Source organism: Paenibacillus sp. D9 (assembly GCF_001188365.1).
GTDB lineage: Bacteria > Bacillota > Bacilli > Paenibacillales > Paenibacillaceae > Paenibacillus_O > Paenibacillus_O humicus.
Genome location: NZ_JZEJ01000001.1, coordinates 856828 through 870918 on the forward strand (window position 1 = coordinate 856828; position 14091 = coordinate 870918).

Annotated in this window: 17 protein-coding genes; 9 read left to right on the forward strand and 8 right to left on the reverse strand. The window is 50.1% G+C overall.

Annotation, left to right across the window (positions count from 1 at the left end):
* Nucleotides 1–167: 167 nt before the first annotated feature.
* The gene (locus VE23_RS25675) at nucleotides 168–644 is read right to left on the reverse strand and encodes an FAD-binding protein (RefSeq protein WP_021877271.1); all 477 of its coding nucleotides are present in this window, start codon (nucleotides 642–644) and stop codon (nucleotides 168–170) included.
* The gene (locus VE23_RS27600) at nucleotides 641–832 is read right to left on the reverse strand and encodes an FAD-binding oxidoreductase (protein WP_021877272.1); all 192 of its coding nucleotides are present in this window, start codon (nucleotides 830–832) and stop codon (nucleotides 641–643) included. The genes VE23_RS25675 and VE23_RS27600 overlap by 4 nt, the downstream gene beginning before the upstream one ends.
* 364 nt (nucleotides 833–1196) lie before the next feature.
* Between VE23_RS27600 and VE23_RS04005 the strand changes: the two genes are divergently transcribed.
* Genes VE23_RS04005 through VE23_RS04025 form a run of 5 tightly spaced genes read left to right on the forward strand, consistent with a single transcriptional unit; the run spans nucleotide 1197 to nucleotide 3774 of the window.
* Nucleotides 1197–1526: a PadR family transcriptional regulator gene (locus tag VE23_RS04005; protein WP_048745980.1), complete on the forward strand. Its 330-nt coding sequence runs from the start codon at nucleotides 1197–1199 to the stop codon at nucleotides 1524–1526.
* A complete protein-coding gene (locus VE23_RS04010) occupies nucleotides 1523–1879 on the forward strand; it encodes a DUF1048 domain-containing protein (protein WP_048745979.1) in 357 nt (118 codons plus the stop codon). The genes VE23_RS04005 and VE23_RS04010 overlap by 4 nt, the downstream gene beginning before the upstream one ends.
* A 2-nt stretch (nucleotides 1880–1881) precedes the next feature.
* Complete coding sequence (locus VE23_RS04015; RefSeq protein WP_049867350.1) at nucleotides 1882–2262, forward strand: DUF1048 domain-containing protein; 381 nt, start codon at nucleotides 1882–1884, stop codon at nucleotides 2260–2262.
* On the forward strand, nucleotides 2246–3004 hold the full coding sequence (locus VE23_RS04020) for an ABC transporter ATP-binding protein (RefSeq protein ID WP_048745975.1): 759 nt from the start codon (nucleotides 2246–2248) through the stop codon (nucleotides 3002–3004). The genes VE23_RS04015 and VE23_RS04020 overlap by 17 nt, the downstream gene beginning before the upstream one ends.
* Entirely contained in the window at nucleotides 3004–3774 is a 771-nt protein-coding gene (locus VE23_RS04025; protein WP_048745973.1) for an ABC transporter permease, read from the forward strand. The genes VE23_RS04020 and VE23_RS04025 overlap by 1 nt, the downstream gene beginning before the upstream one ends.
* A gap of 115 nt (nucleotides 3775–3889) precedes the next feature.
* On the opposite strand, the gene VE23_RS04030 is transcribed toward VE23_RS04025, so the two are convergent.
* Entirely contained in the window at nucleotides 3890–4723 is an 834-nt protein-coding gene (locus VE23_RS04030) for an alpha/beta hydrolase (protein ID WP_048745971.1), read from the reverse strand.
* Nucleotides 4724–5212: 489 nt separating this feature from the next.
* Here VE23_RS04030 and VE23_RS04035 point away from each other — a divergent pair, with 489 nt between their 5' ends.
* Both VE23_RS04035 and VE23_RS04040 read left to right on the forward strand, forming a co-directional pair.
* On the forward strand, nucleotides 5213–6109 hold the full coding sequence (locus tag VE23_RS04035; RefSeq protein WP_048745988.1) for an RCC1 domain-containing protein: 897 nt from the start codon (nucleotides 5213–5215) through the stop codon (nucleotides 6107–6109).
* 299 nt (nucleotides 6110–6408) lie between these two features.
* The gene (locus tag VE23_RS04040) at nucleotides 6409–6888 is read left to right on the forward strand and encodes a DinB family protein (protein ID WP_048745969.1); all 480 of its coding nucleotides are present in this window, start codon (nucleotides 6409–6411) and stop codon (nucleotides 6886–6888) included.
* A gap of 439 nt (nucleotides 6889–7327) precedes the next feature.
* Here the strand turns inward: VE23_RS04040 and VE23_RS26340 are convergent, their stop codons facing one another.
* The 5 genes from VE23_RS26340 to VE23_RS04065 all read right to left on the reverse strand — a co-directional run bounded on the left by VE23_RS26340 (nucleotide 7328) and on the right by VE23_RS04065 (nucleotide 12253).
* Nucleotides 7328–7465 carry a hypothetical protein gene (locus tag VE23_RS26340; RefSeq protein WP_157053901.1) on the reverse strand — a complete coding sequence of 46 codons (138 nt, stop codon included), beginning with the start codon at nucleotides 7463–7465 and terminating at the stop codon, nucleotides 7328–7330.
* 1252 nt (nucleotides 7466–8717) lie between these two features.
* The gene (locus VE23_RS04050; RefSeq protein ID WP_049867351.1) at nucleotides 8718–9260 is read right to left on the reverse strand and encodes a GNAT family N-acetyltransferase; all 543 of its coding nucleotides are present in this window, start codon (nucleotides 9258–9260) and stop codon (nucleotides 8718–8720) included.
* Nucleotides 9261–9336: 76 nt separating this feature from the next.
* Nucleotides 9337–9720, reverse strand: a complete 384-nt coding sequence (locus VE23_RS04055; protein WP_048745964.1) for a VOC family protein — start codon at nucleotides 9718–9720, stop codon at nucleotides 9337–9339.
* Nucleotides 9721–10051: 331 nt separating this feature from the next.
* Nucleotides 10052–11131, reverse strand: coding sequence for a polysaccharide deacetylase family protein (locus VE23_RS04060; RefSeq protein ID WP_021877284.1), 1080 nt, complete (start codon nucleotides 11129–11131; stop codon nucleotides 10052–10054).
* A gap of 48 nt (nucleotides 11132–11179) precedes the next feature.
* Nucleotides 11180–12253 carry a glycoside hydrolase family 11 protein gene (locus VE23_RS04065; RefSeq protein WP_048745963.1) on the reverse strand — a complete coding sequence of 358 codons (1074 nt, stop codon included), beginning with the start codon at nucleotides 12251–12253 and terminating at the stop codon, nucleotides 11180–11182.
* A 363-nt stretch (nucleotides 12254–12616) separates the two neighbouring features.
* Here VE23_RS04065 and VE23_RS04070 point away from each other — a divergent pair, with 363 nt between their 5' ends.
* Together VE23_RS04070 and VE23_RS04080 are read left to right on the forward strand one after the other, a co-directional pair.
* Nucleotides 12617–12811, forward strand: a complete 195-nt coding sequence (locus tag VE23_RS04070; RefSeq protein ID WP_021877286.1) for a hypothetical protein — start codon at nucleotides 12617–12619, stop codon at nucleotides 12809–12811.
* A 405-nt stretch (nucleotides 12812–13216) separates the two neighbouring features.
* Entirely contained in the window at nucleotides 13217–14029 is an 813-nt protein-coding gene (locus VE23_RS04080) for a serine/threonine protein kinase (RefSeq protein WP_048745960.1), read from the forward strand.
* Nucleotides 14030–14091: the final 62 nt, after the last annotated feature.

Consider the following 14091-nt stretch of genomic DNA (forward strand, 5'->3'; position numbering starts at 1 on the left):
TTGCTTTCTGTCGGTTGCCAGACTTGCCTTATGGCTTATGTTCTGCCTGCCGGCGGAATGCTTTGCCAGAGCAATATTTTTGGCCGCATCGGACTTTTTGACCCAGGAGCTGTTCCACTCGACCTAAAACTTCGCTTTCCGCCAGTAGAACGCCGTAGATCTAGGAGCTACGCGAATTGCGGCTCCACCCCAATTGAGAAAGAAAAATCCTGCGAATTGCCCCTCAACCTGCTCCAAAAACTTCCGCATGGACATGATCGCTTTATCCGGGAAAGGATGCCGGCCGAAGCCGCTGGAGAACTGGTGATGCGATATACCGTAGCCTTCTCCGGTGCGGAATGGACTTTGAATTTGTACCTGGTGTATACGCCGAAGTTTCCGCCGCCGCCGCCTTTGGAAGCCCACAGGAGATCGGAATTGCGCTTTTTGTTGGCGCGGATGACCCTGCCCTTTGCGTCCACCATTTCAAGCCCGATCAGATTGTCTCTGACGAGGCCGACAGTCCGCTGCAAAGGTCCTATTCCTCCGCCGAGTGTGATTCCGCCAATCCCCACCGTCGGACTGTCTCCAAATGGAGCGATATAGCCTAGCGGCGCAAGCGTTTTAGCGATTCTCCCCACTGTATTGCCTGATCCTACAATCACGCTGCTCTATTTTTTATCGAGCGAATCTTCCTCATTTTGCTTACATCGATGACAATACCGCCGTTGACTTGCGAGAGATTGACCTCCAAGGAGTGCCTTCCGGCTCTCGGACGGATGGGAACCTTGTTTTCGTTGGCCCATTTGATGGCATTAGCCACATCCTGCGTTCTTTTCGTAAAAACAAACACTTTAGGAAATCGGTCTGTATGGGGATCTCAATTTTTACGCGCTACCTCGTACCCGGGATCGCCCTTAAAGATCACTTGTCCGGTAAGTTTCGTTTTGGATCTCACTTATGCCCAGCTCCATCTGCTCCTATGATGGCATTGCTTGAACCCTTACTATCCTATGAAGGACATCTCCTCTAGGGAGTGGGCTGCTGGCAGGGGGAGGGATCGATAGCCATATTAAATATTGGAGAGGCTGTACGGCATAGCCGAGACAGTTGAGATTTTTGCTCAAAGGCCGTTGACATTCTTGCTACTTCGTGATACTTTGTAGTGGTAGTAAGTGACACTTGATACCAGTCGTACTGAATAGCAAAGGGTGATTATGCTGGAAAATTTGACGGAAATGCTTAAAGGAGCGCTTGAGGGCTGTGTTCTTGAAATTATAAGCCGCCAGGAAACCTACGGGTACGAAATTACGCGGCGGCTGAATGCCCTCGGATTTGCAGATGTTGTGGAGGGGACGGTGTATACCATCCTGATCCGGCTTGAGAAGAACAAGCTGGTGGAAATCACCAAGAAGCCATCGGACATGGGGCCGCCACGGAAGTTTTTCGCAATCAACGACGCCGGGCGCGAGGAGCTGCGGAAGTTCTGGGAGAAATGGGAGTTCGTATCTTCAAAAATCAATGAGTTGAAGGAGAACAAACAATGAACTTTTGGGAAAAAATCACGGGCAGCGACATGACGAAAGAAATGAAGGCTTTTGAATCGCGTGTTAAAAAGCTGCCGGCTGATTATCAAGAGGCATGGGAGCAAATCAATGCTTATCTTTGGCCAAATTCAGATTTCACCGGCCGCAACCTCATGCCCATTTTTGACGGTGTGCTCGGCTTGCTCGAAGAAACGGCGGGAAACGGTCAAAGTGTCCAGGAGGTTTTGGGCGACGATATCAAAGGCTTCTGTTCGGCGCTGGCCGGCGAAGAAGGAGCGAAGTCCCATCAAGACAAGTGGCGCGAGCAGCTCAATGCTGCTGTCGCAAAAAAAATAGGCAAATTAGGGGGATGATTATGAGCATACAAGACATCATCAAAGGCAAAAAAGAGTGGCGTGCGCATAAGGCGCGTGTCAAAGCGCTCCCGCCGGATTATCAGATTGTATACAAAGAGATTGAAAACTATTACTTCAAGGTCGGCCCGATCGAGCTGACCGAGGGGACGGGTTTGCTCTCGGGGATTGTCGACCTGTTTGAAGAGGGGGCCGCCTTGGGGAAAGGCGTGCTTGAGGTGACAGGCCGGGATGTAGCGGCATTCTGCGACGAATTGATCAAGGGTTCTAAAACGTACGCGGACATCTATCAAGAATCTGTTGCTCTAGAGGTCAACAAGGCGATGAAAAAAATGGCCGAAAACAAAAATAAACGGGGGGATCGGGATGGGAAAAGCAATTGAAGTGAAGGGTCTGCGCATGTCCTTCAAGGACAGGGAAGTCCTGAAGGGCGTCGATCTGGAAGTGAAGCGCGGGGAGATATTCGCCTTGCTTGGCTCCAACGGCGCGGGCAAAACGACCATTGTCAATATCCTTACTACGCTTCAACGGCAGGACGGAGGCATCGCCACCGTAAACGGATTCGACGTCGCGTCAAAACCTCAGCATGTGCGGCATGCGATCAGTCTTACCGGGCAATTTGCCGCCGTTGACGAGATATTGACCGGACGGGAAAATGTGATCCTGATTGCCAAGCTGCGCCATCTGGATCATCCAAGTCAAATTGCGGACGATTTGCTGAACCGTTTCGGCTTAATGGACGCGGCGGACCGCAAGCCGTCCACTTATTCGGGCGGCATGCGCCGCAGGCTGGACATCGCCTTGAGCCTTGTGGGCAAACCGCGGATCATTTTCCTCGACGAGCCGACAACCGGCCTTGACCCCGAGGCGCGCATCGAGGTTTGGAAGATTGTAAAAGAGCTTGCCGACGGCGGAACGACGGTATTCCTGACCACTCAGTATTTAGAGGAAGCCGAGCAGCTTGCGGACCGAATGGCCATTCTGCACGAGGGCAGGATCATCGCCAGCGGCACGCTCGCGGAACTGAAACAGCTGTTCCCGAAGACGGAGGTGGAGTACGTTGAAAAACAGCCGACCTTGGAGGAAATATTCCTCGCCATCATCGGCAAGAAGGAGGCCATCTGATGGAAACGGAAAAAACTTATTTTTTCAGCGACGTGAGCGTGATGATCGGACGCTCCATGCGTCATATTTTCCGCAGCATGGACACGATCTTCACCGTCTGCATCACTCCGATCGCCATGATGCTGCTCTTCGTCTATGTGTTCGGCGGCGCGATCGAGACCGGTACGGACAACTATGTAAATTATCTGTTGCCTGGCATATTGCTTATGGCTATCGCCACCGGAGTGGCCTATGTGGCTTACCGCCTGTTCATGGATAAGCAGCGGGGCATCATCGAGCGGTTCCGCTCGATGCCGATCGAACGTTCCGCCTTGCTGTGGGGGCATGTGCTGACCTCGGTGGTATCCAACGTCATGACTATTATCATCATCATTCTCGTCGCGCTCATGATGGGCTTCCGCTCGTCGGCAGGGATACTGTCGTGGCTTGCGGTTGCCGGCATCCTCGTGCTGTTTACGCTGGCTCTGACCTGGATCGCGGCCATTGCCGGACTGTCCGCCAAGACGATGGAAGGTGCAAGCGCCTTTTCCTATCCGTTGATTTTTCTGCCCTTTATCAGCTCGGCCTTTGTCCCTACCGATACGATGCCGGCGGCTGTACGCGCCTTTGCCGAAAATCAGCCAGTGACGTCTATCGTTGAAACCATACGTGCACTATTGTCCAATCAACCGGCGGGCAACGAAATCTGGGTCGCTTTAGCGTGGTGCTTAGGAATCATGATCGTCGCTTATCTGTTTGCGGTGCGGGCTTACAAACGGAATGCCGCTTAATGTCAGCGTAAGTCGCGATTATCCAAAAAAAGGGTTGACATCAAAATGTCCTCTTGTAAATGAAAAGCTATCGTTCATCTACAAGAGGGGGTGCTTTTCCTTCCTTATAACCGTCCTATGGCTGCAGCAGCCATCGATGCATGTCAGGAAACAGCACGCTCCATGTGGACTCGTGATGGGTTCCGCCAGGAATAAAGTCGAATCGGATTTGCTCTTCCGGAACCCCAGATGAGATCAAGGTCTGGCAGGTCAACGCGACATGCTCGCGAGCAGCCCGATTGAAATCGGGATTGTCGGTTTCCAGCTCTCCAATGCTTAGATAGACGCGAAGCGCAGGGGAGAGATCCGACTCTTCAATCAGTTGGATGATTCCGCCACTGTCGTGCCACATGACAAAGGAAACCCCGCCTACACGGCCAAACTGATCCGGATAGCGAATAGCCGCATACAACGAGATGTAAGCGCCAAACGAACTTCCGGCAATGATGGTATGCTCCGCTTCAGGGAGAGTCCGGTAGTGGCTGTCGATATAGGGTTTAAGTGTTTTCGCCAGGAAATCCGCATACGCCTCGCCTTTGCCTCCGAACTTATACTCCGCATTGGTTGTAAAATTATATTCATGGTTGCGTTGATCACCCCCATGATCGATAGCGACCACGATCACCTCCAGCGCTGGATCCTCCAGTGCCATCTGTTCCAGTGTCTCGTCGACACCCCATTCGCTTCCCCAGGACGTCGCTTGATCAAACATGTTTTGGCCATCTTGCATGTAGTAGACCGGGTAGCTTCGATTGCTTTCATTATAACTCCTCGGCAAATAAACCCAAATCCTACGCTCCGACTCCAACTGAGGAATCGGGAATGACTCGTATATGTTTACATCGCCCGTGATGGTGTGAGCGGCCTCGTCCGTAAAAACTTCTCGCCAAGGCACAGCACTGATGATCATTGAAAGAGCCTCCAAGTCTATGCATTCACTAAAATCTGATTGAGCTGCGCCTATCGTCTATGTATTCACTAAAAGCTTAACGAGCTGGACCTATAAATGCAATGGATGTTCTACCTGACGTAAGATTGCTTATTCTTATTGTGCAGGGATAAAGACTGAATGGACAAACTGTAAGAACTCCTTTTAGAGGCCCAAGCAAGAAGGGAAGTCGAAAATGAACCTTGAGATTCAGAACTAATATGGTTGAAGTGAGATCGGCTGCAATGGATGGGACTTTGTTGATTCTTGATGGTCCAAATGCGATCAGAATTACCAATGACTTGAAGCGTTGCCGGCTCTGTCGGTACCTGCAGCCGATGATTGAAGTAACAGGACACGTTAGTTAAATAAAGGAAACTGACGAGCTTGCCAAGAAATATATGGAAGCCTCGTTAAGAGCAGATTAATGGAATATGTAATCAAAAAATAGAAGGTGATAAACAAGTGAACATTGAAGGTGACTGGCTCGGACAGGCGGCGTTAAAGGTGAAACGCTGGCCTAAAGATACCATAGCGGCGGGTCGTCGTCATACCGTTGGGCTTAAATCTGACGGAACGGTGACGGCTGTGGGTGATAATAAATATGGCCAATGTGATGTGAGCGACTGGCGCGATATTGTGGCGGTCGCGGCTGGTAATGTTCATATGGCGACGAACACGGGTAATGCTCATACAATCGGTCTTAAATCTGACAGTACTGTGGCGGCTGTGGGTTGGAATAAGCATGGCCAATGCGATGTAAACGACTGGTGTGATATTGTAGCGGTTGCGGCGGGTTGGCGTCGTACCATTGGGCTTAAATCGGCTGGGACGGTAGTAGCAGTGGGTCGAAATAATGAAGGTGAATGCAATGTAAGCGGCTGGCATGATATTGTGGCAGTCGCGGCGGGTGACTGGCATACCATCGGTCTTAAAATGGACGGCACGGTGACGGCTGTGGGTAATAATCGGTATCGCCAATGCAATGTAAGCGGCTGGTGCGATATTGTGTCGGTCGCGGCGGGTTATCTTCATACCATCGGTCTTAAATCGGACGGTTCGGTGACGGCTGTGGGTTTGAATAAACATGGCCAATGCGATGTAAGCGTCTGGCGCGGTATTGTGGCGATAGCGGTGGGCAGTAATCACACCATCGGCCTCAAATCGGACGGTACTGTGGCGGCTGTGGGTTGGAATGAGTATGGCCAATGTAATGTAAGTGATTGGCGCGATATTGTGGCGATTGCGGCTGGTTGTGCCCATACAGTCGGTCTAAAATTGGACGGCACGATGATTGCTGTGGGTGATAATGAATATGGCCAATGCGATGTAAGCAGCTGGCGCGGCATTCAACTACCCGGCAATTAGTTTTCAATATTAATAACTTTACGCCATTTTTCAAGCTGCAACTGCTCTATGTTTCGTTAACTAACGGGAAACGCGTGGAATACTCGTTAAAAGCGAGATGCTTTAGATGCGTATAATGAAGTATATCAATTCTTTAAAGTATGGTGGGGCAGTTTTGCGGGGCACTTTTCAATATAAAGGTCACTTAATAAAAAGGGACAAGAAATTTATACAGAGTTAGCTGTCGTTAAGCTAAAGGGCAGGATAACGCTATTATTTCGAGGAGTAAACAAAGTTTAAGGTGCGCAGGAGGCCACGAGATGTTGAAACTATTTCAGTATAACTGGCAAGTTCGCAAAGATTGGTTTGACTGGTGCGATACAGTGAGCGAGGAAGAGTTGATGAAAAGACGCACCGGCGGCATAGGATACATCCTTTCCACTCTGTATCACATTGTGGCAGTTGAGTATGGCTGGATATGCGGTGGAATACAAGAAAAAGCGATTACAATCCCTCAGTTCGAGGAAGTGGCAAGTTTGCAGCAAATAAAAGATTTTTCCGGCCGTTGCCACTTGGAACTCGCTCCATTTGTGTATGATTGGAATGATAGTTTGGAAGACCGCATGATGATCGATATCACGGATGAAGGGGAGCGGGAATCCCATAAATACGGCGAAGTAATGCGGCACGTGATCGCCCACGAAATCCACCACATCGGTCAATTGTCTATATGGTCACGAGAAATCGGAAAGAAGCCGGTTACTGCAAACTTGATTGGCAGAGGGTTATTCGATATTTAACGTAGCCATGTCCTATTGAACTAACGGAGAACTTTAGTTCAGTGATCCAGGAATAGTTTGCCGCCGCTGCTGCTGCTCCTTCTGTCGTTAAGCAAAAGGGCAGGTTGGCGCAACTATAAGCTGAATCTCGGACTGTCCGTTGTTCCAATGGCTCAAACCGAGGAAAAAGATTATTTGATACATTTCAGTTGGTAAATCAACCGATGTATAGGAGGGGTGAAATGGGTAAAAACATTCTATATTTCTTATCCTCCTTATTACTCAGTTTCATTTTATACTTTATAATATCATCAATTGCAAATATATCTACCGATATTCAAAGTGTATATGTTGTAGTCATAATTATATCGATTCAAATTTCCTTACTTACTAGTGTCGTCTTAAGTTCAAAAAGAAAATAGTTATTCAGCCACAGTGTACTTTAACTGTGGCTGTTTTTTTAAAAGGCATCGCTTACGCGATGGCCATCTTTTCCGACGGCAACGAAAAAAAACAGCGCTCGGCTGGTTAAAACGACGTTGGTGACGCCGGCGGGATGTTCAGCTTCAGGAGCGCGGCTCGGATAGCGCATTTCCATACGGCCATTCTCGACCAGGTACCCGTGATTTTGGAAGATGCTGCATACAGGTACAGACTCAGCTTGCGATCACCGAAGAAGAACTGGATGTAATCATCAATCAACTGCTCACGGAGGTACTCCGCCTCTTGATGCGTCAGCTCCAGCACTCCTGGGAATGAGCGGCATGTGTAGCAGATCTCTTCAGCAGTTTGTGACCGAGGCATCACCCAATCAAAATGAAGTTCTTAAATGAATGAAGGACAATCCAGGCAATGTTGAAGAAGCCGATGTTCTGGATTTGTGAGTCAGATTAGTATGTTAAGCGTAGCCCCTTCTACTGGCAACATGGCGGAAGGGGCTTTTCCATTGTCCAGAAAAGCCCCAGGCTACGAGCTCAACGTTTTCGACGCGTTTCCGGTCATCTAGGGTGTTTTGCTTCACGATCAGGTGCAGCAGGGTCTTGCGCTGCGGGAAAGGCGAGCGGCGGAGTTGGGCGTCAAACGCCTTGTTCAAGGAAATGATCCCACAAAAGCAAGAGCCGTTCTGTTAAATTGCGGACGGAAACGGTTAACGCCGCTGCTTGACTTGGAGTTAACTAGGAGATCGGATCCCATAAAGGTGAGATTGTGTTGAGTCTGTTTTTGATATGTCGTTTTATAGAATGAAACGGAAAATTCATCGAAGTGAAGTATGAGTGGGATAGAGTGAGGATTGGTAACTTATTTATTGATGAATCCCAAAACAATTCATATTTTGTGTAACAATATATCTAAATGGCTGATACACAAGGAGTTGAGCTGATTTTGAGACATATGTACAAAATACGAGTTTTGTGAATAACTTCATTAAAATGAGGCTAGACTTCATCTTGTTTAGTGCTTCAATTGATTCCATGCACTGTGTTCCCAATACTCCAATTGGTTTCATGCACATCAGTTTTAATCGTGTCTTTGACTTCCTATAACTCTTCAAAATGCCTGTGATGCGCATGACATGACCAATATCAGACTACGATCCTAAGCGATTCAGCAAATCGCACAAGACCTCGCGGGCATCCAGATCGCGGCTCGCAAAAAAATGTCTGGCATTGCATTATCGATATTTCATGTGAATATATACTGATGGAATTTTTATCATTAAAAAAATAACCGCGCTTGGCGCGGTTTTGTGTTATACCATTGCAATCCGTTCTGGAGTTCGAATTTTTCGGAAATTTTTGAAAACGTTCCCAATTAAAGAGCCATCCGATAGGCATTAAAAATGATTAGTCCTAAACATCCCCGGACGGATTGATAATAGCCAGTACCTGATGGTCCTCCCATACCCCGTTGATCTTCAGATTGCTGCGGGAAATGCCTTCTTTGTGGAAGCCGGCTTTTTCAAGCACACGAATCGATCCGGGATTCCGGGGGGAGACTTCCCCGACGATGCGGTGGAACTTCAGCTCTTCAAAGGCATAACGAACCACCTGCATGACGGCCTCCGTCATATAGCCTTTGCCATTATAAGCCTGATCCAGGCTATATCCGATCATGCAGCTCTGCAGCGGTCCCCGCGCCACAAAAGTAAGCCCCGCACTGCCGATAATTCGGTCATCCTCTTTGCTGCAGATGACAAATTCGTATTTACGATCCTCCGTCATATCAATCTTGCTCTTTTTGATCGCTTGGAGCTGATGCTCTTCCGTATAGTACTCATCCTTGTTGCTTGGAGAGAATCTTTCAAAGAACTCCCGATTGCGCTTGTAAAGCTCAGACAAATCGCGGGCGTCGGCTTCTTCGGGAAACCGGACGTATACTTGCTGCTCCGACATCTGCACCATCCCTATTTATGATAATATATAGTTCATTATATCACGGGATGAATTTTCGATTATACCGTGAGTCGAATCAAGAACCGTAAGCGGCGTCGAACTCAATGATGTTGTGGTCCGGATCGAGTACGAATATTTGCGAGAATCCCGCCAGGCTGCCTGGCCTCGCTTCATAAGGAATTCCCTTTGCCTCCAATTCCGCGATCGTATTCGCGAAGCTTTTCACCCAAACGGCAAAATGCCCGTCGATCGTATCGATCGGCCCCTGCCGCAGCGTCTCTCCTAGAGGGTTCTCCAGCAGATGAAGCTGCTGTGTGCCGACCGCGTACCAAACGCCCTTGGAATCGAACGGAGGCCGCTCGAGCTGCGTGAAACCCAGGAGTCCGGAATAAAACTTGTGCGCCTGCTCCAAATTCCGGACAGAAAGGCTGACATGATGCAAATACTCATACTCAAACATGGACATGCCTCCTTATGGCCTCTTCTCGCCCAATTGGCGTGACATGGCCGACTAGTATAACAATCATTTCTCCACGGCGACAACGATTTCCTTCGACTGTTCCTTCATGAGCTTTGGAGCATGTCGAATGGCTTGAACGCATCCCCTTCTGCCCGTCAGGCTCACCGGCGCTCTTATGCGCCATGATCATGAAAAAATCCCGGCGAAAGAGCTCGCCGGGACGGTTATCCAGGATGACAATCATTTCTTTGCGGCAACCCGCCGCAAGAGGCGCAAAACTTCAGCTCATGATCTGAACTTATTCATTCCTTACATGATATTTCATGCCTCATTAATTGATCTCCAAGTAGTCCAAGTAAACATCCCATGTTCCGTTGTCGGTTGTGCACACGAGCTGAATTTCTTGGTTTCCGGTTCCATGGCTGACGTTGTTCAGCGTATAGACGGCGGGGCTGCTGCCTCCGAAGTAGAAGCTCCCCTTCGTCACGCCGCCGATCTTCAAGTCGACTCGAGCCATCGCAGAATTGCTCGAAGCTCCGCGGAGAGAGAAAGTGTGGGTACCGGTCGTGAAATTCTGCGTGTATTTCACCAAATCATTGTTGGCATATAAGGCGACGCCGGTGAAAGGCGAGCTGATCGTCGAGGTGTACTGCCCCCCTTTGGTCATATTCTCTGCTTCCATCTTGGTCGCTGTGCCGGGTGTTCCGCCTCCGCCTCCGCTGCCGCCATCCGGCGCGACCGCCCTGCCGGTGCTCGTCGAGATCATGCCGGAGCATAGGCCGCGGCTCTGCAGATTCTGTGCGATTTGCGGAATGGCTTGAATGGTCGTCTGGTACTGGTCATGCATCAGGATCACATCGCCGTTCTGCAGCCTGCCCGCAGCCGCCACGATTTGGGCCGTCGTCGCGCCGTTCCAATCCTGGGAATCGACGTTCCAGATGACTTCGGTTAGTCCATTCTGGGCTTCAATGGATTTCAACGTCGCATTGGTTTCTCCGTACGGCGGGCGGAACAGCTTCGGAGCCGTTCCCGTAATCGACTGGATTGTCTGCTGCGTACTCGCAATTTCCGTCGACATCTGCGCGCTGCTCAGCTGCGTCATATGCGGATGGGACCAGGAATGGTTGCCGATCCACATGCCTGCCGCCTGCTGGTCGCGGACGAGGGACGGGTTGTTTTGAGCATTCTGGCCAAGGTTGAACATCGTCGCCCGCAGGCCATTTTGCTTCAGCGTGTTCAGAAGCGTCGCGGTGTTGCTTGGATTCGGGCCATCATCGAACGTCAAGCCGACATAGCCGTTCGTGCAGCTGGCGGCAAAAGCTTCAGTGCCTGATATCGCCAACGAACCCGTGAACAAAAATACGACAAGCGTCCCGATCGCGGCCCACTTTCCTGCTTTGGCTTTGATCATGAACTCTCCACCTCCCGAGTTTAAATGAGCCGTCCGGTTGTTCGGATCTCAATTGATTTCCAAGTAATCCAGGTATGCATCCCATGTCCCATCATCGGAGGTGCAGACGAGCTGGATTTCTTGATTCCCGGTTCCATGGCTGACATTGCTGATTGTATAGACCGCAGGACTGCTGCCTCCGAAGTAGAAGGTTCCCTTCGTCACGCCGCCGATCTTCAAGTCGACCTTGGCCATATTGGAGTTGCTCGAAGCGCCGCGGAGAGAGAAGCTGTGGGTGCCGGTCGTGAAATTCTGCGTGTACTTCACCAGATCATTATTGGCGTACAAGGCGACTCCGTTGAACGGGGAACTGATTGCCGAGGTGTATTGTCCGCCTTTCGTCATCGACTCGGCTTCTGTTTTGGCCGCTGTGCCAGGAGTTCCGCCTCCACCGCCTCCGCCGATCGTCAGCGTGTGGCTCGTAATATCCGCGCTTCCGCTGCTTTGGTAGCCTTCGATGGTAAGCGCGACTTCGTACATCTTGCCCATCGGCATGCCTAAGCTTTCCCATTTTTTGAAATGCTCGCTGACGGAAATCGTGCCGCCTGTGCGTTTCGTCTGGCGGACGCTCCAATACTGCTTGAACGTTGCCGTACCGATTATGGACGGCTGGTTGACCCGGGTCGTCTCGTAGATGTCATAGGTTCCCCCGTCAACGGAGAAGGTGCCCTTGAAGGTGCCGGTCGGACGATAAGTCCCCCAGTTGTCGACGATGTAATATTCCACGAGCGGATCCTTCGTCCATCCATATACGCACAGATAAGAATTGCCGCCGGGATTGAACGTAGCGTTGTAGGTGATGGAAATGTTGCCCAGCTGGGAGTATGTTTTGGTCGAGTCGAATTTCTTTCCTTTGCGGAACAGGGCGTTGTTGATGTTGCTCCACTGGGCGCTGAACGTGCCTCCGCTATTGAGCGTCATGCTCGTATTGCCGGAATCCTTCCACAGTTCATAGTCATACCCGTCCTGGGTGCCCGTCTGGTTCGAAGTGATCGTTGTGGCCGCTTCTGCGATCCCTGCAGGCAAGGCAAGCACGAAGCAGATGAACATCGCGAATAGGAATTTCACCGATCTTGGTTTCATCATTCATTCCTCCTCCATTAGATAACGAGCAAGTTAGTATGACCTGGATGCCATGCAGACCGCACGGGCCTCCGCTCTCACTCCCTTTCATGTTTTATTGTAAGCGGTTACAATAACAATCTTATCAAAGTTATTCTACATTTATCACTTAGAAAACCTTAGACGATACCCCAAAAAGCTTAGCCTTTTGAGATGGGTTTGTTTTATGTTGATTGTCTCTTAAATGCTTTCTTTACCTGGATATGGAGTCTATTGACACTAAACAGGCTGCCATTTCTTGAATAAGGATCATTCAGCAGGCCGTGCTGCCCATTAAATCCTTTGAATAGGCGGGTACATAGGAACGCGGGGCAGCATCGACATATGTTGAAAAAAATGGACTCATGGGGTGATGGTGTGGCCAAATCCAATCCGAATACCTCTTGGATCGACGAATTTTCCTCCTTGGATTTAGCTAAAATTGGACTCACATTAAACGTGATCGGAGACATATTCGGCTATTTCTCGATCCTCAAGGGAGAAGAGGAACTTAAAAGCCTCGCTGAAGAGAAAAAATAGTGAGACCTTGCCCCGCATTCAGTGTGATGAATGCGGGCGGAATAAATAAAGCCGCTCGGTACGGGGATGGGGCCGTCGATGAGATTCAGATCGAGGAACTACAAAGTCCGGAAAAGCTTGATTCGCCTCCTGTTAGGACGACAGACGGTTCAGCGGTGTTCGTTCAGATGTGGCATATGATTGTCGCCTTGGACAGAGATTCATTCGTACCGCCGACGACCTCTCCAATGATTGGTATGCCCCCATTCCTGCCGCCTGCATCACGCGCCTGAAAGAAATGAATACATCCTCCAGATTAATCGTATTGCTGTTAAAGCAATCGAAGCCGACAAATACAATCAAAGAAATGAATGCGGCACCAGCCGAATTCATTGAGCTAGTTGGCAATTGGATGAGGAGATAGAAATGAACCTAATCGAATATGTGAAAGGTTTTTATCAAGCCTGGATAGATTATCCCCTACAGGAAGGCGATGTCATTGCAGACCGATACCGCATTGTCGAGCTGCTCGGCATCGGGAGCTACGGCTTGACCTACCGCTGCCTGGATCTGCAGCGGGGACAAGAAGCGGCGATGAAGCAAGCCAAGCCGAGCAAGGGAGAGGTCGGCCGGGAGCTGCTGCGGCGGGAGATGAAGGTGCTGGACAAGCTGCGCCATCCGTCCATTCCGCGCGCCTGGGATTTGCTCGTCGATAGGAACCAGCTCTATATGGCAAGCGAGTTTGCCGGAGGACAGACGGTGGAGGAGCTGATCTTCGAGCGGGGCAGCCTGTTCTCGGAAAGAGAAGCTTTGGATTTCATCAGCAGGCTGACGGATATTGTCGCTTATGTCCACCGGCAAGGATATGTGCATCTCGATATCCGCATCCCTAATGTCATTGCCGGCAAAAATCGGATTCATCTGATTGATTTCGGCTTGGCCAGGCGGATCGGCGAAGCTGCGTCGCCGGAGCCGCCTTTCCGGTCGGGCACCAGGCTGGCTCAAGATGCCGAACCCGCATCCGATCTGTCGGATATAGGCCATTTGCTGCTGTTCATGCTGTACTCAAGCTATCATCCGACGAAGATGGCCGACACGGGATGGGAGCATGAGCTGGATATGACTTCTGCAACTCGGCAGCTTCTTCGCAGACTTCTGCAAATTGAAGCTCCTTATGAGGATATAGATGCCTTCATGCGCGATCTGGAGCAATGTCGGACGGCGCATTCGGAACAATAAAAGCCAACCGATATACGGTTGGCTCGGGCATCAGAATGAAGCTTGCAGGGGCTTCATCCTGA